At 48.9% G+C, this 17,745-nt stretch carries 19 protein-coding genes; 10 read left to right on the top strand and 9 right to left on the bottom strand.

What is annotated here, in order from left to right; genetic code table 11:
* Window positions 1-158 precede the first annotated feature (158 nt).
* Window positions 159-1,544, top strand: a complete 1,386-nt coding sequence (mpl, locus tag ED901_RS14165) for a UDP-N-acetylmuramate:L-alanyl-gamma-D-glutamyl-meso-diaminopimelate ligase (RefSeq protein ID WP_122096278.1) — start codon at window positions 159-161, stop codon at window positions 1,542-1,544.
* A 302-nt stretch (window positions 1,545-1,846) separates the two neighbouring features.
* Here the strand turns inward: mpl and yhcN (ED901_RS14160) are convergent, their stop codons facing one another.
* The 3 genes from yhcN (ED901_RS14160) to argR all read right to left on the bottom strand — a co-directional run bounded on the left by yhcN (ED901_RS14160) (window position 1,847) and on the right by argR (window position 3,516).
* On the bottom strand, window positions 1,847-2,110 hold the full coding sequence (gene yhcN / locus ED901_RS14160; protein WP_122096277.1) for a peroxide/acid stress response protein YhcN: 264 nt from the start codon (window positions 2,108-2,110) through the stop codon (window positions 1,847-1,849).
* A gap of 189 nt (window positions 2,111-2,299) precedes the next feature.
* Window positions 2,300-2,563, bottom strand: a complete 264-nt coding sequence (gene yhcN / locus ED901_RS14155; RefSeq protein ID WP_056782454.1) for a peroxide/acid stress response protein YhcN — start codon at window positions 2,561-2,563, stop codon at window positions 2,300-2,302.
* Between the two features lie 482 nt (window positions 2,564-3,045).
* Window positions 3,046-3,516: a transcriptional regulator ArgR gene (gene argR / locus ED901_RS14150; RefSeq protein ID WP_056782453.1), complete on the bottom strand. Its 471-nt coding sequence runs from the start codon at window positions 3,514-3,516 to the stop codon at window positions 3,046-3,048.
* A gap of 461 nt (window positions 3,517-3,977) precedes the next feature.
* Between argR and mdh the strand changes: the two genes are divergently transcribed.
* The gene (gene mdh, locus ED901_RS14145) at window positions 3,978-4,916 is read left to right on the top strand and encodes a malate dehydrogenase (protein ID WP_122096276.1); all 939 of its coding nucleotides are present in this window, start codon (window positions 3,978-3,980) and stop codon (window positions 4,914-4,916) included.
* A 66-nt stretch (window positions 4,917-4,982) separates the two neighbouring features.
* On the opposite strand, the gene ED901_RS14140 is transcribed toward mdh, so the two are convergent.
* Complete coding sequence (locus tag ED901_RS14140; protein WP_122096275.1) at window positions 4,983-5,255, bottom strand: helix-turn-helix transcriptional regulator; 273 nt, start codon at window positions 5,253-5,255, stop codon at window positions 4,983-4,985.
* A 692-nt stretch (window positions 5,256-5,947) separates the two neighbouring features.
* Here ED901_RS14140 and ED901_RS14135 point away from each other — a divergent pair.
* On the top strand, window positions 5,948-6,307 hold the full coding sequence (locus tag ED901_RS14135) for a DNA-binding protein (protein ID WP_056782450.1): 360 nt from the start codon (window positions 5,948-5,950) through the stop codon (window positions 6,305-6,307).
* Window positions 6,308-6,358: 51 nt separating this feature from the next.
* Here ED901_RS14135 and ispB read toward each other — a convergent pair whose 3' ends face one another.
* Window positions 6,359-7,330 (bottom strand): octaprenyl diphosphate synthase, encoded by a 972-nt coding sequence (ispB, locus tag ED901_RS14130; protein WP_056782449.1) that lies wholly within the window; start codon window positions 7,328-7,330, stop codon window positions 6,359-6,361.
* Between the two features lie 259 nt (window positions 7,331-7,589).
* Here ispB and rplU point away from each other — a divergent pair, with 259 nt between their 5' ends.
* The 4 genes from rplU (at window position 7,590) to cgtA (ending at window position 10,425) form a co-directional block, all read left to right on the top strand.
* A complete protein-coding gene (gene rplU, locus ED901_RS14125; protein WP_056782448.1) occupies window positions 7,590-7,901 on the top strand; it encodes a 50S ribosomal protein L21 in 312 nt (103 codons plus the stop codon).
* A gap of 18 nt (window positions 7,902-7,919) precedes the next feature.
* The gene (gene rpmA / locus ED901_RS14120) at window positions 7,920-8,177 is read left to right on the top strand and encodes a 50S ribosomal protein L27 (protein WP_013573805.1); all 258 of its coding nucleotides are present in this window, start codon (window positions 7,920-7,922) and stop codon (window positions 8,175-8,177) included.
* Between the two features lie 85 nt (window positions 8,178-8,262).
* Window positions 8,263-9,219: a DMT family transporter gene (locus ED901_RS14115; protein ID WP_056782447.1), complete on the top strand. Its 957-nt coding sequence runs from the start codon at window positions 8,263-8,265 to the stop codon at window positions 9,217-9,219.
* Window positions 9,220-9,252: 33 nt separating this feature from the next.
* Window positions 9,253-10,425, top strand: a complete 1,173-nt coding sequence (gene cgtA, locus ED901_RS14110) for an Obg family GTPase CgtA (RefSeq protein WP_056782446.1) — start codon at window positions 9,253-9,255, stop codon at window positions 10,423-10,425.
* A 45-nt stretch (window positions 10,426-10,470) separates the two neighbouring features.
* Here the strand turns inward: cgtA and pmrB are convergent, their stop codons facing one another.
* Genes pmrB through dacB form a run of 3 tightly spaced genes read right to left on the bottom strand, consistent with a single transcriptional unit; the run spans window position 10,471 to window position 13,687 of the window.
* Window positions 10,471-11,574, bottom strand: a complete 1,104-nt coding sequence (gene pmrB, locus ED901_RS14105; protein ID WP_122096274.1) for a two-component system sensor histidine kinase PmrB — start codon at window positions 11,572-11,574, stop codon at window positions 10,471-10,473.
* Window positions 11,571-12,233 carry a two-component system response regulator PmrA gene (pmrA, locus tag ED901_RS14100; RefSeq protein ID WP_056782444.1) on the bottom strand — a complete coding sequence of 221 codons (663 nt, stop codon included), beginning with the start codon at window positions 12,231-12,233 and terminating at the stop codon, window positions 11,571-11,573. Before pmrA ends, pmrB begins: the two co-directional genes overlap by 4 nt.
* A 20-nt stretch (window positions 12,234-12,253) precedes the next feature.
* Window positions 12,254-13,687 carry a serine-type D-Ala-D-Ala carboxypeptidase gene (dacB, locus tag ED901_RS14095; protein WP_056782443.1) on the bottom strand — a complete coding sequence of 478 codons (1,434 nt, stop codon included), beginning with the start codon at window positions 13,685-13,687 and terminating at the stop codon, window positions 12,254-12,256.
* Between the two features lie 283 nt (window positions 13,688-13,970).
* On the opposite strand from dacB, the gene greA reads away from it, so the two are divergent.
* On the top strand, window positions 13,971-14,447 hold the full coding sequence (greA, locus tag ED901_RS14090) for a transcription elongation factor GreA (RefSeq protein ID WP_056782442.1): 477 nt from the start codon (window positions 13,971-13,973) through the stop codon (window positions 14,445-14,447).
* 181 nt (window positions 14,448-14,628) lie between these two features.
* On the opposite strand, the gene yhbY is transcribed toward greA, so the two are convergent.
* Window positions 14,629-14,925, bottom strand: a complete 297-nt coding sequence (gene yhbY / locus ED901_RS14085; protein ID WP_056782441.1) for a ribosome assembly RNA-binding protein YhbY — start codon at window positions 14,923-14,925, stop codon at window positions 14,629-14,631.
* 182 nt (window positions 14,926-15,107) lie between these two features.
* Between yhbY and rlmE the strand changes: the two genes are divergently transcribed.
* Both rlmE and ftsH read left to right on the top strand, forming a co-directional pair.
* Entirely contained in the window at window positions 15,108-15,737 is a 630-nt protein-coding gene (gene rlmE / locus ED901_RS14080; RefSeq protein ID WP_056782440.1) for a 23S rRNA (uridine(2552)-2'-O)-methyltransferase RlmE, read from the top strand.
* 47 nt (window positions 15,738-15,784) lie between these two features.
* Window positions 15,785-17,737, top strand: a complete 1,953-nt coding sequence (gene ftsH / locus ED901_RS14075; RefSeq protein ID WP_072158216.1) for an ATP-dependent zinc metalloprotease FtsH — start codon at window positions 15,785-15,787, stop codon at window positions 17,735-17,737.
* The last annotated feature ends 8 nt before the right edge of the window (window positions 17,738-17,745 follow it).

Raw genomic sequence — 17,745 nt, 5'->3', positions numbered from 1 at the left:
CCTGAATCTAGGATGGATAACGGTTCGTTAATAAAACCTTTACAAGAGCGTGGGCAGTTTAGCCCAAATATATGGATGAATCATAGGCAAATCCATTTCTTCTGAAGGATTCTGAGCGGTAGAATGGCGGCTGACTTAAAGGCATTAATGGAAAACATATGCGCATTCATATTCTTGGGATTTGCGGCACGTTTATGGGCGGGCTGGCGATGCTGGCTCGTGCTCAGGGGCATCAGGTTACAGGTTCGGACGATAACGTTTATCCACCGATGAGTACGCTGCTGGAAAATCAGGGTATTGAGCTGATTACGGGGTACGATCCTGCACAATTAGACCCTCAGCCGGATCTGGTGATCATTGGCAATGCGATGACGCGCGGAAACCCGTGCGTTGAAGCCGTGCTGGAACAGGGGATCCCTTACGTGTCTGGCCCGCAATGGCTGCACGATCACGTTCTGCCTGGGCGTTGGGTGATTGCCGTTGCCGGTACACATGGCAAAACCACCACGGCGGGTATGGTGACGTGGATCCTCGAAGCCTGTGGTTATGAGCCGGGATACGTCATTGGTGGCGTGCCGGGTAACTTTGAGGTGTCTGCGCGTCTGGGCAACAGCCCGTTTATGGTGCTGGAAGCTGATGAGTACGATTGTGCTTTCTTTGATAAGCGCTCGAAATTCGTTCACTACAGCCCACGCACGCTGGTCCTGAACAACCTTGAATTCGATCACGCCGATATCTTCGACGATCTTAAAGCCATCCAGAAACAGTTCCATCATCTGGTGCGTCTGGTGCCGGGTAAAGGGAAAATCATCCTGCCCGAGCACGATACTCCGCTTAAGCAAGTGATGGCGATGGGGTGCTGGAGTGAACAGGAATTTGCGGGTGAAACGGATGCCTGTTCGTGGGATGCAAAAAAACTGACGCCGGATGCCAGCTCTTTCAATGTCTACCTGAAAGGCGAAATCGTCGGGCAGGTGGACTGGAATCTGGTCGGTGAACACAACATGCATAACGGGCTGATGGCGATTGCCGCCGCGCGTCATGTCGGTGTGAAACCGGAGGATGCCTGTAAAGCCCTGGGCGAATTTATCAACGCGCGTCGTCGTCTCGAACTGCGCGGCGTTGAAAATGGCGTCAGCGTCTATGACGACTTCGCCCATCACCCAACGGCGATTCTGGCAACGCTCTCCGCATTGCGCAGCAAAGTGGGCGGCACGGCGCGTATTCTGGCAGTGCTTGAACCGCGCTCAAACACCATGAAAATGGGCATGAGCAAAAACGAACTGGCGCCGTCGCTGGGGCGTGCGGACGAAGTTTTCCTGCTGCAGCCGCAGCATATTCCGTGGCAGGTAGCAGAAGTGGCTGAACACTGTATACAGCCTGCGCACTGGAGTGCTGATGTGGATTCGCTGGTGGATATGGTGATCAAGGCCTCGCTGCCGGGCGATCATATTCTCGTCATGAGTAATGGCGGTTTTGGTGGCATCCACGGAAAACTGCTGGAGGCACTGGCCGCGAAAGCGAGCATGACACAGCAGCCATAATGTCTTCCTCAACGGCCTCAAAGCACAGCATTCGCTGTGCTTTTTTTGTCTTTAATTCCGGGCAATGGCTTATCAACAGACAAAAAAAAGCTCCCAAAAAAAGCGTGGGAGCCAAAGGGTGTCGTCGGACAGGACGACGAGGGTATCGTTAGCAAGAGAGCACGGCAGTGGCAGTGTCAGCTCTCTCCCAGCCTCAACAGCATCGTTTTATTGAGACGATCTGTGGCTGTTGAAACCCGGTAACGCTAATTCATATAAATACTCAAGCAGTGGCTTTAGTTCTGGGTAACGTACAGAAAATCTTACTGATAGATTTCTGCTGTCGCGTGATAAGCGCCTTCATTATGGGCTTCGATCACACGATAAGATTTAGCGCCTTTGGCATCAGCCTTGTCAGACAGCTGCTGGCGAATATCGGTGGGTGCACCATTCACTCCGCTCACGCTGATCATGCCCATAGGTTGCAGATTTTCTGCTTGCTGATTCGTGATCAGTTGCGCAGCAGACGCACCGAAAGACACAGCAGACAACAGACTAAGAGCGGCGATAGTAGTGATGATTTTCATGATAATTTCCTGATTTCACTGACGTTGATGCAATTTGAGAGAGCAACGTCGATTCAAATGTAGATTTATCAGGGCTGTTAACTGCAGTTCAGGGCGCTTAAAGCGTGCGGGAACGTAAAACGGGCAGTGATAAATCTGTTTATTCACGGGCCTGATTTATTCAGGCCCCTTCGCGATGGCTACCGGAACTTACTGGTAGATTTCTGCGGTTGCGTGGTAGTTACCTTCCTGACGCACTTCAATAACGCGGAAAGCTTTAGCGCCTTTTGCATCGGCTTTGTCAGACAGTGCCTGGCGGATATCAGAAGGTGCACCGGCAACGCCGCTGACGCTGATCATCCCTTTCGCCTGCAGATTGGCAGCTTGTTCCTGACTAACAGGTTGTGCTGCAAATGCACCAAATGACAGAGCAGAGAGAATGCTTAATGTTGCGATTGTAGTTTTAACGTTCATGATTTGACCTCGTCGATTTTATTATGTGTTCCAACAACTGGTGTCTCACACCACGGAAATGAGTATACATCTAGTCACTCAAAATATTAATAGTTTGCTAATAGTTATTTGGGTGGTTATGTGTGTCCTATTGGTGTTTTTAATAACGGAAAGTAATAAAAAACGTCTATAAATTGTTCAAAAGGTGTTGATTTTTAGTAAAATCAATAGATTGAATGAATTTGATTATCTGTGCTTATTTTTGGTGTGAATCACATCATTGAAATATTTATGTGACGGAAATGAGCCTGTTGTGACCGGCGTTAACAGAAGAGGGCATGCGCCTTGTACCCGTTCATGGTAGAAAACCGGTATTTTTGTGCGGCATTTGAAATGTGCGCAATATAAAGGAAGGGTAAAGAGGCTGGCCTGAGGTCAGAAATTCTGTTCTTCTGACCCCCTGCACAGAAAGGGCGCTTACACCCTTGTACTATTGAGGCGGCTTATAACTCTTGTTCGAACAAACTCAGGATCGCATCGTGCAGTTGTTTAACGCTGAAACTGCGGGCAGGTGTAATGAAAATCGTATCATCACCCGCGATAGTTCCGAGGATACCCTCTGATTTTCCGAGTGAATCAAGCAGGCGGGCGATCAGCTGTGCTGCCCCCGGACTGGTGCGGATGACCACCATGGCTTCATTGTGATCAATGTCCAGTACCAGGTTCTTCAGCGGACTGGTCGTTGTTGGCACACCGATTTCAGCGGGCAGGCAGTACACCATTTCCATTTTCGCGTTGCGCGTACGCACCGCACCGAACTTGGTCAGCATCCGTGAGACTTTGGACTGGTTGATGTTTTCGAAGCCCTCCTCCTGGAGTGCGACGACAATTTCGCCCTGAGAACTGAATTTCTCTTCCTTCAGTAATGCTTTGAAGGCTTTGATTAAATCTTCCTGTTTGGCAGGATTACGCATTTTGCACCCTGGTCTCTTGATCAATGTTTGGCTGATTATGCAGATAATTGCATTTTTATGCAACAACGCAAGACATGGACAATCCAGAACTCACCGTTCTGCAAGGAATGTGACGGGTGTCGCGTTAGTGGGTTTTTCATGAATATGCCGAAATTGTGAATTTTGAGTAAGCCTTCCGCAGGAAGTTGGGCTCAACCGATTTCGATTCAGCTCACACAATGAACCAAATTTAACCATTTATTAACCTGACGTCTTTTGCGGTGCTACTTTTAAGGGGTAGCTTTCCGATAAAAGTCATAAAAGACCGGATAAGGGCGCTTAGGTGTATTTTTTTACTTTCTAAACGACCAACCTCAGATTCTCTGCAGGTGAGCGATTGTTTTTAACAGCGTAAGTGATTAAGGTCACAACCAAAATAATTCCACGACACTTATAAGTTAATGATAAAAAAGGAGTATAGGATGAAAGTTGCAGTTCTCGGTGCTGCGGGCGGTATCGGTCAGGCCCTCGCGCTTCTGCTAAAGACCCAGCTACCTTCCGGTTCCGAACTCTCATTATATGATATCGCTCCGGTGACGCCGGGCGTTGCTGTCGATCTCAGTCATATCCCTACCGCTGTGAAAATCAAAGGCTTCTGTGGCGAAGATGCCACACCTGCTTTGGAAGGCGCAGATATTGTCCTGATTTCAGCGGGTGTGGCGCGAAAACCAGGGATGGATCGCTCAGATCTGTTTAATGTTAACGCGGGTATTGTTCGTAATCTTATTCAGCAAGTGGCGAAAACCTGTCCGAAAGCCTGCATTGGCATTATCACCAACCCGGTCAACACGACGGTTGCTATTGCGGCAGAAGTGCTGAAAAAAGCCGGCGTCTATGACAAAAACAAACTTTTTGGCATCACAACGCTGGATGCGATCCGTTCTAATACTTTCGTTGCGGAGTTAAAAGGTAAACAACCGGAAGACATTGAAGTGCCGGTGATCGGTGGACATTCTGGTGTCACTATTCTGCCGCTGCTCTCTCAGGTACCTGGTGTGGCGTTCAGCGAAAGTGAAATCACTTCACTCACCAAGCGCATTCAAAACGCAGGTACTGAAGTGGTAGAAGCAAAAGCGGGTGGTGGATCAGCAACGCTGTCGATGGGGCAGGCGGCTGCGCGTTTCGGACTTTCATTACTGAGAGCTATGCAGGGTGAAAGCAACGTTGTGGAATGTGCGTATGTCGAAGGCAATGGCGAGTATGCTCGCTTTTTCGCACAGCCTGTTTTGCTTGGCAAAAACGGGATCACCGAATTGCTGGACATCGGTAAACTGAGCGCATTTGAACAGCAGTCACTGGAATCGATGCTGGAGATCCTGCATAAGGATATCGAACTCGGCGAACAGTTTATTAATCACTGATTGCGTCTCTTTATAGATAACCGCCGGCTTATCCCGGCGGTTTTTTTCTTTTATCTCCCCTCGGATTTACTCTTGCGCAGCATTGGGTGTGCGGCAACGGCGTTCAATGATCTGAAAAGTCCTGGTGTCGAAATAGCGGCTTGGCCAGATAATTGAAGGATGTAACCCCAGCGCATTCGCGATGAGCAATTCGCCCTTTGGCCATGGCCGTGTCAGAGCGTTTGATAAGGTGGAAGAGCTCAAACCTGCAGAGCGCGATACTGCCGCCAGGGTGGTTCCTTTCTTTCTGAGTGCAGCAATAATATCGGCCTGATGCCAGTCTTCGTTCCTTGTATTCATGATGGCTTCCTTATTTGTTTAATTTTATTCCGCGGGCATATTTATCGCACTTATACATTTAACGAGGGTTTGATTTATTTACGATCATTTAAATCTATGTTTCTTAAAAACCCTCATTGCTTTCATTTAGAAAAATACATTCTTATTGTGATTTAAACAAACAAGTAAATTCATGTTGCTTTTTGTGATTCATGTCTATTTTCATGATGTATCACGTGCAAAGTTGAAATTTATTAAAGTGAATGCGTTATCGGTATGCGTGTTTTTTGATCTTTAGCATTTATAAAAATAATAATTAAATGTTTTGAGTAGTGAATTTATTATAGTTGAATGATTATTGATTATTGATTATTGATTATTGATTTTTATCTTAAGGCTTTGTTTTATAGTTATATTTTAAGGGTGTTAATGTTTTTCTTTCGACATTATAATGCTTCTTTCTAAAAAACTTCCTTTAAGCATATTCATGGTTTGTTGATAAAGATAATTCATGGAAACTTTTAAAGCAGCAGTGGACTCATTTCGAAAAATTGAATATCTTCTTTCCGTTAAATAGACGTTTTCCTTAAGTGGTGGCGTTAATATCTTCTCTAAAATAAACGTCGCCCGTGTCAGGAAAGCATCGTCATTATTCACATGGATTTATAACAGCAACTTTCTTATTGGTTTGAATGAGAAAGACAAGGAACGTTATGAAAAAAGAGTGGTTTGCAGCAAAGGAGTTGACCGGTAAAGAAGGGCTTCCGACTTCGACACAAGGCGTGCACGGAATGGCGCGCAGGTTATGCTGGATAAAGCGAAGGAGGCGAGGTGTACAGGGGCGTGCGGTTGAATATCACATAGACAGTTTGCCAGGTAATACCGTCGCCAGTCTGGCGATGAATGAGCACTCGGCAGAGTATGTTTATACGTCGCATCAGGATCCCCTGGCGATATGGATTGAAAGCTATAAGCAACTGAGAGAGCCGGAACGTGAAACAATGATCTCGTTTATTGTGAGAGAAGGTGTTTCGGAAATATTAAACAGGTTACGCAAACCTGACGAAAGCTAGCGTTGTAACTCTGTCGTACCTGCCGTGGTCATGCAGGTACGACAGAAAACATCAGAAGTCGCGTTTCACAGAAAGGTGCGCCAAACCTTCAAGCGCGGAGCGGTAGACAGACTCCGGCAATACCTGAAGGGCTTTAATCGCTTTGTCTGCTTCTTCTTCAGCGCGCTGACGGGTGTACTCCAGTGAGCCCCACTGGTGCATGGCTGCCAGGACGGGTTCCAGTAAATGGCGCCCATTACCTTCTTCGATAGCTTTACGGATCATGGCTGACTGTTCTTCATCACCATGCTGCATTGCATGCAAAAGCGGTAATGTCGGTTTGCCTTCATCAAGATCATCACCGGTATTTTTACCCAGCGTTTCGCCGTCAGCATCATAATCGAGTAAATCATCAATCAGCTGGAACGCAGTACCCAGATAGCGACCGTAATCCTGCAACGCGACAATCTGCTCCTGAGTTCCGCCAGCCAGCATGGCAGAAGACTGGGATGCTGCTTCGAAGAGGCGCGCTGTTTTGCTGTAAATAACCTGCATGTAGCTCTCTTCGCTAATGTCAGGATCGTTGCAGTTGATCAGTTGCTGTACTTCGCCTTCGGCGATCACATTCACCGCTTTTGCCATCAGAGCTAAAACGGGAAGTGATTCCAAATCAGTCATCATCTGGAAGGCACGGGTGTAAATGAAATCACCCACCAGTACGCTGGCCGCATTACCAAAAGCCGCATTGGCAGTGGCTTTGCCCCGACGCATGTCGGATTCATCCACAACGTCATCGTGCAATAACGTGGCGGTATGGATAAACTCAATCAACGCAGCCACTTTGATGTGCTTGTCGCCTTCGTAAGAGAGCGCACGGGCAGTCAATACTGCAATCATTGGACGGATGCGTTTACCGCCACCGCTGATGATGTAATATCCCAGTTGATTGATGAGTGAAACTTCGGAGTTCAACTGTTCAAGGATGGATGCGTTGACCGCAGCCATGTCGTCCTGAGTAAGATCGATAATCTGTTCTAGGTTCATTGTGTTTTTTCGGCTGTTGTTCTCTTCACCGCAATGAGATCTGGCTCACATTGGCAGATGGCGCTAACTGTAAAGGGGATTGTACTTGAAAAACAGTGTAGATAAATGATAACGAAAGAACTGCGCTTTTTTTCTTCTTTTGTGGTCATTGTGCTCTTGTCTTACTCTGATTTTTTGCGTAGAATTCGCGCCCTATTGTGAATATTTATAGCGCCCTCTGAACTATACAAAGTTGAGTGCGCGGAAAGCGGAGTTTTATATGTACGCGGTTTTCCAAAGTGGTGGTAAACAACACCGTGTCAGCGAAGGGCAGACTATTCGCCTTGAGAAGCTTGACATCGCAACTGGCGAAACGATCGAGTTTGATCAGGTTCTGATGATTGCAAACGGTGAAGAAATTAATATCGGCCTGCCTTTAGTTGCTGGCGGTATCGTTAAAGCTGAAATCGTTGCTCACGGTCGTGGCGTTAAAGTCAAAATCGTTAAGTTTCGTCGTCGTAAGCACTATCGTAAGCAGCAGGGCCACCGTCAGTGGTTCACTGACGTTAAAATCACCGGCATCAGCGCTTAAGATTAGGAGAGCGGAACAATGGCACACAAAAAGGCTGGCGGCTCCACACGCAACGGTCGCGATTCAGAAGCTAAACGTCTGGGCGTAAAACGCTTTGGCGGCGAAGCAGTACTGGCAGGCAGCATCATCGTTCGTCAGCGCGGCACCAAATTCCACGCTGGTATCAACGTGGGTTGCGGCAAGGACCACACTCTGTTTGCTTTGGCTGACGGTAAAGTCAAGTTCGAAGTTAAAGGCCCGAAAAACCGTAAGTACATCAGCATCGAAGCTGAATAAGTTTTTCTCGTCTTAGTAAATAGATGTAAGCCCCGCAACTCGTTGCGGGGCTTTTTACATTCTGGTTAGCCCATTCTGGCGGATAATGGATACTAAATCGCAGGCACCTGTCGGGATCATGTTAGCGCTGATCACTGCCATGAGTTGGGGCTCTTTGCCCATCGCTATGAAGCAGGTATTGGTCGTCATGGATCCCTTTACGGTGGTCTGGTATCGGTTTTCCATGGCTGCAATTGTGCTGGGATGCATTCTTGCCGCGAAGCGTCGCTTACCGCCAAGAGTGATTTTAAGCAGGCCACGCTGGCTTATTCTGGTGTTAATTGCCACCGCAGGGCTGATGGGGAACTTTGTTCTTTTTAGTTCTTCACTGAAGTTTCTCAGTCCGACGGCTTCTCAGGTTATCGGTCAGCTTTCGCCTGTTGGTATGATGCTGGCCAGTGTGATAATCCTGAAAGAGAAGATGCGTGTCACGCAGGTTATTGGCGCCATTATGTTGATTTTAGGACTGATATTGTTCTTCAATGTCAGCCTGATTGAAATATTTACCCGTCTTACCGATTACACCCTCGGTGTGATTTTTGGTGTCGGGGCAGCAATGGTTTGGGTGATTTATGGTGTGGCGCAAAAGGTTCTGTTGCGTCAGCTGGCCTCGCCGCAAATCTTGTTTTTGCTGTACACTTTATGTTCTATCGCATTGCTCCCGCTGGCCAGTCCGGCGATGCTTTCACAGCTCAGCGGCTGGCAGTTTGCCTGTTTGTTGTTTTGCGGCGCGAATACCTTAGTAGGATATGGCGCCTTAGCGGAAGCGATGGCGAGATGGCAGGCATCGCAGGTCAGCGCAATAGTGACGCTGACGCCCTTGTTTACCCTGCTATTTTCAGATCTGTTAGCACTTGCCTGGCCGGGCTATTTCGCCGCACCAGTGCTCAATTTTGTAGGTTATCTTGGGGCATTTGTGGTGGTGGCGGGTGCAATGTTTTCCGCAGCAGGCCATCGTTGGTGGCCTCGTCGGACAGAGCAAAACCTGGTAGCTAAACTATAGCTGCCCGGCGAATGATTTACGGAGACAGTACAAATGAAGTTTGTTGATGAAGCCACAATATTGATCGTGGCAGGTGACGGCGGTAACGGTTGTGTGAGCTTCCGTCGTGAGAAATATATTCCCCGTGGCGGCCCTGATGGTGGCGACGGTGGCGATGGTGGCGACGTTTTCCTGCTTGCTGATGAAAACCTCAATACGCTGATCGATTTCCGCTTTGTGAAATCATATCGCGCGGAGCGCGGCACAAACGGTCAAAGCAGCGACTGTACCGGTAAACGCGGTAAAGATATTACGATCAAAGTTCCCGTTGGTACGCGCGTTCTGGATCAGGCCACCGGTGAAGTGCTTGCTGATATGACCAAACACGGTCAGATCAATATGGTGGCTAAAGGCGGTTTCCACGGTCTTGGCAATACCCGCTTCAAATCGTCGGTTAACCGTTCCCCACGCCAAAAAACCATGGGCACGAAAGGCGAAGAGCGTGATATCGCGCTTGAGCTGATGCTGCTGGCTGACGTGGGTATGCTGGGGCTGCCAAATGCGGGTAAATCGACCTTCATTCGTGCCGTTTCCGCAGCGAAACCAAAAGTTGCTGACTATCCGTTTACCACCCTGGTACCAAGCCTTGGTGTTGTTCGTATGGACAGTGAGCAAAGCTTTGTGATCGCCGATATCCCTGGTCTGATTGAAGGGGCATCTGAAGGTGCTGGTTTAGGTATTCGCTTCCTGAAACACCTTGAGCGTTGCCGTGTGTTATTGCACCTGATCGATATCGCGCCGATTGATGAATCTGATCCGATCGAGAATGCGAAAGTTATCATCAACGAGTTGCAGCAATACAATGCAAAACTGGCTGAAAAGCCACGTTGGCTGGTATTCAACAAAGTTGATCTGATCGAAAAAGAAGAAGCTGAGACGCGTGCTAAAGCCATTGCAGAAGCGCTGGGTTGGGAAGGTAACTACTATCTGATTTCAGCCGCTAATCGCGAAGGCGTGAATGCACTGTGCTGGGATGTGATGAAATTTATCAATGAAAATCCTAAGCACATGGCGATTGAAGAAGCTGCGCCAGAAAAAGTTGAATTCATGTGGGATGATTATCACCGTGAACAACTGGCTGAAGTGGAATCTGAAGCTGACGACGACTGGGACGATGACTGGGATGAAGACGACGACGAAGGCGTTGAAATCATTTACGAACGTTAATCCGGCGTAGATCTCAATCTGAAAGGCTGCCAGTGGCAGCCTTTTTTAATACATATTTTTCGTGGTGCTGGCAGAAAGTGAAAGGGCATTTTCCAAAATCACATCGGGCAGCCAGCATTGCGCACTCAGCCCGTGGCCTGAGGCACGGTTACGCAACGTCAACGTTCCGCAGTGAAGTTGAGCAATACGTATCACAATGTTCAAACCCAACCCGCTGCCGCCATAACGTTGATCCATACGTTTGAATGCCTGGGTCAGCTCACACGCTTTTGTCTCATCAATCCCCGGACCTTCATCGTCAATTTGTATCAGGAAACCCTTGTTCTGTGGCTGCACTGTAATGAGTATTTCACTGTTCTCAGGGCCGTAGCGGAAAGCATTTTCCACCAGATTCCTCACCAGCAAACGAAGCAGAACGGCATCCCCCTGAAGGGTGGCATGTTGCGGAAGCCTCAAAATCAGCCTTTGTTGGCGATCTTCCAGCATCTCGCAGAACTCTTCACGCAGCGGTTCGATGACGTTTGCCACAAGATCCACTTGCTGATATTCACCTTTAGCAAAATTCTGTCCGGCGCGGGATAACATCAGTAATTGTTCAATGGTATGCATAAGCTGATCGATGCGACCAATCAGGGTATCGCTGCCGGTGATGCCATTTTTTTGCATGATCTCAAGATGTAGACGCACTCCGGCAAGTGGCGTTCGTAATTCGTGAGCGGCATCGGCAGTGAATAATCGTTCCTGCTGAATCGTATTTGAAAGGCGCGAAAACAGCTGATTGAGGGCGTTTGTCACCGCCACTACCTCGCGAATTTCGCTGTTCAGTGGCAAAGGCGAAAGGTTATCTGCCGAGCGGGTTTCCAGACGTTTTTGTAACTGGTTTAGCGGACGAATAATCCAGCTGATGGCCCAGAAGGAGAGCACCAGAGTAATGGTCATCATCAGCAAAGAAGGCGCAATCAGTGAGGCAATCGCTTCGGCAATTTCCTTCTCAACATGCGCATTGCGAACTTTGGCGGAAAGCGTGTCATTCACCAGCAAATTAATCTGCTCCTGACTTTCATGCCAGAGCCAGAAAATGCTGGTGAGTTGGGTGACAAAAAGAATCAACGCCAGCATGACCAGAAGACGGCGGCGCATACTGGTCACGGTGCTATCTCCAGCCGGTATCCAATGCCGCGCACTGTGCGGATGAGTTCCTTACCCAGTTTGCGTCGCAGGTTATGAACGTGAACTTCCAGCGTATTAGATCCTAAATCGTCCTGCCAGGTATAGAGATCTTGCTGAAGTAACTCACGGTTGACCGTTTGCCCGGCGCGCATCATCAGCCGGGTTAAAATCGCAAATTCCTTCGGCGTGACCTCCACCTGAGCGTCACCCAGATAGGTTTGCTGCGACGAGAGGTTAATTTTCAAATTGCCAACGGAAATCTCGTTATCACTTTGTCCCTGATAGCGGCGAATAAGCGCACGAACCCGCGCCTGGAGCTCGGCCAGGGCGAAAGGTTTGATCAGGTAATCATCGGCACCGGCGTCCAGACCATCGACCCGGTCTTCAAGAGCATCACGGGCGGTCAAAATGAGGACGGGAAGGGAAATTCTTTGGCGACGCCATTGACGCAGAAGCGTGGCGCCATCTTTATCTGGCAACCCTAAATCAAGGATCACCAGACTGTATTGACTGGTCTGGATGAGGCTTTGCGCTTCTGCCGCGGTGGATGCGCAGTCGCACACATAATTATCGCTGGTTAATGCCAGCGATAAACCCTGCCGTAAAAGTTCATCATCTTCAACTATCAGCAGTTTCATCGTCTGGCACTTCTCCAGGGTTAATTATTTTGGTAGACGTCCTTATAGAGACGGCTCTCAAAGCGTACCAGCGGAGCGCGACGCGTACGCTGGTCTTCCGGAGGCACTGCGTATCCGGAGAGGAACTGAACAAACGCCATGCGCTGCCCGCTGGCGGTGGTGATAAAGCCCGCCAGGTTGTATACGCCAGACAGTGAGCCTGTTTTCGCAGACACTTTGCCGTCCACACCGGCTTCGTGCAGACCACCGCGATACTGCAGCGTACCGTCATGACCGGCCAGTGGAAGCATTGAGATAAAGTCTAAATCCTTATCGTTCTGCGCGATGTATTGCAGTACCTGCATCATCGTCGCCGGTGACAGCAAATCGTGACGTGACAGGCCTGAGCCATCAACCTGAATAGAGTTGCCTAAATCGATGCCCGCTTTCTGGCGAAGGATTTGGCGTACAGCATCTGAACCGGCACGCCAGGTTCCCGGCACACCAAACCGCTGATGACCAATCGTACGAAATACCGTATCGGCAATCATGTTGTCGGATTTCTTCAGCATTATGCGCAGCAGATCATGCAACGGGGCAGACTGAGTTTGTGCAAGCACCGTCCCGGCAGGTGTCTGGCGCGTCTGACGTTTCAACGTGCCATCAATCTGAATATCTGCCTGCAAGAGTTCGTCTTTCAAAATTGCACCGGCATAGCTGGCACCATCCTGAATGGCGAAAGCCAGTGGCAAAGGTTCACTGCGTTGGGTGAGACAACCGGTCAATGTGTAGCGATTGAATTCTCCCGGCACCACATCCAGTTCACAATACTGTGCATCCGGAGAACCTTTTGCCAGCGTGCGGACCTCACTGAACATATGCACCGGATAATAGGAGGCGACGCGGATAAAGGCGTTTTCATCAGGTTTAGGCGCGCTGTAAAGGGACACCGAGAAACAGTTACGATCGACAATCGCCGCGGCGGGCGGCGCACTGAAGCACTGTGTGATGTCATTCCATGGCCAGCCGGGGGCTTTGTCATGGCTGGCAAACACTGACGTGTTCACGACCACATCACCACTGATCTCTTTAATGCCCTGTTTTTTCAGCACCGCGACCATATTCCGAATATTCTGACGTTTCAGCGTCGGATCACCGGAAAAACGCGCGACCAGATCCCCTTTTAAGACGCCATCGGAAACGGAGCCCGGGGTTTCCAGGGTGGTTGTGAATCGGAAATCTGGACCCAACTGAAGTAAGGCCGCCAGCGCGGTCAGGATCTTCATTGTACTGGCGGGCAACGCCATCTGGGAACCGTGATAGTCGATGGCAGGCGCGGGAGCGCCTATTTTCTGTACCAGCACAGCCAGATTCGTACCGTCAGGCAGATATTCTGTGTAATTTTCGATCTGAGCCGCATTTGTATTCAGAACAAACGCGCATGCTAATCCACTGACTATTCGTATAAAACGCATTATTTTGAGTAAAGGCTCTGGGTAACAACAGGATAATGTGGTGCCATACTACGATGCTACGAACCCAGGCGCAACGTGGCTGAAAGTAAACGATGATCCTCAAGGAACTCTACGTTAAAATACGAATCATAATGCAAAATGAATCCTGGCCTGGTGGCAACTCCGGGTGAGGTTTTTTTTGTTTTTCGCCAGAGTGAGTAGGTCAAAAGAGCTGGCTTAATTTCTTACCTGATTCAATCAGGACGGTGTTTACCGAAAGGACCAAGTTAGAGGTAATGAATATATGAAACCGATTCCGATGACGTTGCGTGGCGCAGAAAGATTACGTGAAGAGCTGGATCATCTGAAGGGCGTACGTCGTCCAAAAATTATTGCTGATATTGCCACTGCGCGCGAACACGGCGATCTGAAAGAGAATGCTGAGTATCACGCTGCCCGCGAACAGCAGGGCTTCTGCGAAGGCCGTATTCAGGAGATCGAAGCCAAGCTTTCAAATGCTCAGGTGATCGACGTGACAAAAATGCCGGCGACGGGGCGTGTCATTTTTGGTGCCACGGTGAAATTGATGAACCTGGACAGCGAAGAAGAACAGACCTACCGCATCGTGGGTGACGACGAAGCTGACTTTAAGCAAAATCTGATTTCTGTGAACTCACCTATCGCACGCGGTTTGATTGGGAAAGAACAGGATGACGTGGTTGTGATCAGCACCCCAGGCGGGGATGTTGAGTTTGAAGTGCTGAAGGTCGAGTACCTCTAAAAATCTGCATTAAAAAGGGCGAAACGTAATGTTTCGCCCTATAAATCACCCATTCATGAAGTGAATGACTTCACATTAAATTGAAAACTAACGTAAAAAGGCCAGTTATAGCCTTTTCCTGAACGTGATTTCGTGGCACCTTTCCGAAAATCTAAAGCGTTTTTCGTTAAACTCTGACGAATTAACGCGGTAAGATAATTTTGCGGTCTTCGGTAGAAGGGCGATAAAGTACCAGCATATTGCCGATAACTTGCACATTACACGCCTTGGTTTCACGCACGATAGCGTCTACGATCAAGGTCTTCGTTTCGCGTTCTTCTGCCGCGACTTTAATCTTGATCAGTTCGTGATGCTTCAGTGCCTGTTCGATTTCGGCAAGCACGCCTTCTGTCAGGCCGTTGTTACCCAGCATGACAACCGGTTTCAGTGGATGTGCCAGACCTTTCAGGTACTGTTTTTGTTTATTGTTAAGATTCATCGTCTTTTTTGCTTAAGTTGGGATTGAAAACGGGTCATTCTACCGCCATCTCATGTATATGACCAACCCGCACTGCTTCGGGATGTGATTTATACTGACTTAGCCATAGACGTCATGACGCTAACAGCTTGTTCCAAAAGCTCTAACACAGGGTAGTTGGAAAACTATATGGTTACTAAATAATGTCTATTAAAAAGCGTTCTGCAAGTTCCACACGCTGGCTGCAGGAACACTTTAGCGATAAATACGTGATTCAGGCACAGAAAAAAGGGCTGCGTTCCCGCGCCTGGTTTAAGCTTGATGAGATACAGCAGGGCGATAAGCTGTTCAAACCCGGGATGACCGTTGTGGATTTAGGCGCAGCACCCGGTGGATGGTCGCAGTTTGCCGCCACGCAGATCGGTAGCAAAGGGCGCATCATTGCTCTTGACCTTTTACCTATGGATCCTATTGTTGGAGTCGATTTCCTTCAGGGGGATTTTCGTGATGAATTAGTTCTCAAAGCGCTGCTTGACCGCGTGGGAGAAAACAAGGTTCAGGTGGTCATGTCCGATATGGCCCCGAATATGAGCGGTACACCGGCAGTCGATATTCCAAAATCGATGTATTTGGTTGAGTTAGCGCTGGATATGTGTCGGGATGTATTAGCACCAGGCGGAAGTTTCCTGGTGAAGGTGTTCCAGGGAGATGGCTTTGATGAATACCTGCGGGAAATTCGCTCCCTGTTTACGAAGGTGAAGATTCGTAAGCCAGACGCTTCCCGAGCACGTTCGCGAGAAGTGTACATCGTAGCGACAGGGCGGAAACTGTAGTACCCTAACGCTGTTTGTTAACACAGTTGTAATATGAGGTTGATCCCTTGAGTGACATGGCGAAGAACCTGATTCTCTGGTTAGTCATCGCAGTAGTATTGATGTCTGTATTTCAGAGCTTTGGGCCCAGCGAGTCTAATGGCCGTAGGGTAGATTATTCTACCTTCATGTCCGAATTGACCCAAGACCAGATTCGCGAAGCGCGTATCAATGGACGTGAGATTAACGTTGTTAAAAAAGACAGCAACAAGTACACGACCTACATTCCAGTTGAAGACCCTAAGTTGCTGGATACGCTGCTGAGCAAAAATGTAACCGTAGTGGGTGAGCCACCAGAGCAACCAAGCTTACTGGCCTCTATCTTTATTTCCTGGTTCCCAATGTTGTTGTTGATTGGGGTCTGGATCTTCTTTATGCGGCAAATGCAGGGCGGCGGCGGCAAAGGGGCGATGTCCTTTGGCAAGAGCAAAGCGCGCATGCTGACAGAAGATCAAATTAAAACGACTTTTGCGGATGTTGCAGGTTGCGACGAAGCCAAGGAAGAGGTTAGCGAGCTGGTTGATTACCTGCGCGAACCTAGCCGTTTCCAGAAACTGGGCGGTAAAATTCCTAAAGGCGTCCTGATGGTCGGTCCTCCGGGTACCGGTAAAACCTTGCTGGCGAAAGCCATCGCAGGTGAAGCTAAGGTTCCTTTCTTTACTATTTCTGGTTCTGACTTCGTCGAAATGTTCGTGGGTGTCGGCGCATCCCGTGTGCGTGACATGTTCGAACAAGCGAAGAAAGCTGCTCCATGTATCATCTTCATCGATGAAATTGACGCCGTTGGCCGTCAGCGTGGTGCAGGTTTAGGCGGCGGTCACGATGAACGTGAGCAAACGCTGAACCAGATGTTGGTTGAGATGGACGGCTTTGAAGGTAACGAAGGCATTATCGTTATTGCTGCGACTAACCGTCCTGACGTTCTTGACCCGGCATTGCTGCGTCCGGGCCGTTTCGACCGTCAGGTTGTGGTTGGCTTGCCAGACGTGCGTGGCCGCGAACAGATCCTTAAAGTTCACATGCGCCGCGTTCCTCTGGCAACAGATGTTGATGCTTCAGTGATTGCACGTGGTACACCGGGCTTCTCCGGTGCTGATCTGGCAAACCTGGTCAACGAAGCCGCTCTGTTCTCTGCACGTGGTAATAAACGTGTGGTGTCTATGGTTGAGTTCGAAAAAGCCAAAGACAAAATCATGATGGGTGCGGAACGTCGCTCCATGGTGATGACAGAAGCGCAGAAAGAATCCACCGCGTATCACGAAGCGGGTCACGCCATCATTGGCCGCCTGGTTCCTGAACACGATCCTGTGCACAAAGTCACGATTATTCCTCGTGGCCGGGCATTGGGTGTTACGTTCTTCCTGCCAGTAGGTGATGCGATCAGTGCCAGCCGTCAGAAACTCGAAAGCCAGATTTCCACGCTGTACGGTGGTCGTCTTGCTGAAGAGATCATCTACGGTGTAGAAAAAGTCTCTACCGGTGCATCGAACGATATTAAAGTGGCGACATCCATTGCCCGTAACATGGTTACGCAGTGGGGCTTCTCAGACAAATTAGGTCCGTTGCTGTATGCGGAAGAAGAAGGCGAAGTCTTCCTCGGTCGTTCAGTAGCAAAAGCGAAACACATGTCTGATGAAACGGCGCGAATCATCGATCAGGAAGTGAAATCTCTGGTTGAACGCAACTATGCACGTGCGCGTACTTTACTGATGGAAAATATGGATATCCTTCATTCAATGAAAGATGCCCTGATGAAATATGAAACCATCGATGCACCACAGATAGACGATCTGATGAACCGTACTGAAGTTCGCCCGCCAGCTGGCTGGGATGACGTCGGCGGTAAAAATGGTAATGGCAATTCTAACGACGGTGGTTCGCCAAAAGCGCCAACGCCGGTTGATGAGCCTCGTACGCCAAATCCTGGCAATACGATGTTTGAACAATTCAGCGGCAAATAAGTCGCTGG

It is taken from the genome of Rahnella sp. Larv3_ips, from assembly GCF_003697865.1.
GTDB lineage: Bacteria > Pseudomonadota > Gammaproteobacteria > Enterobacterales > Enterobacteriaceae > Rahnella > Rahnella rivi.
This window is presented reverse-complemented; position numbering and strand designations above follow the sequence as displayed.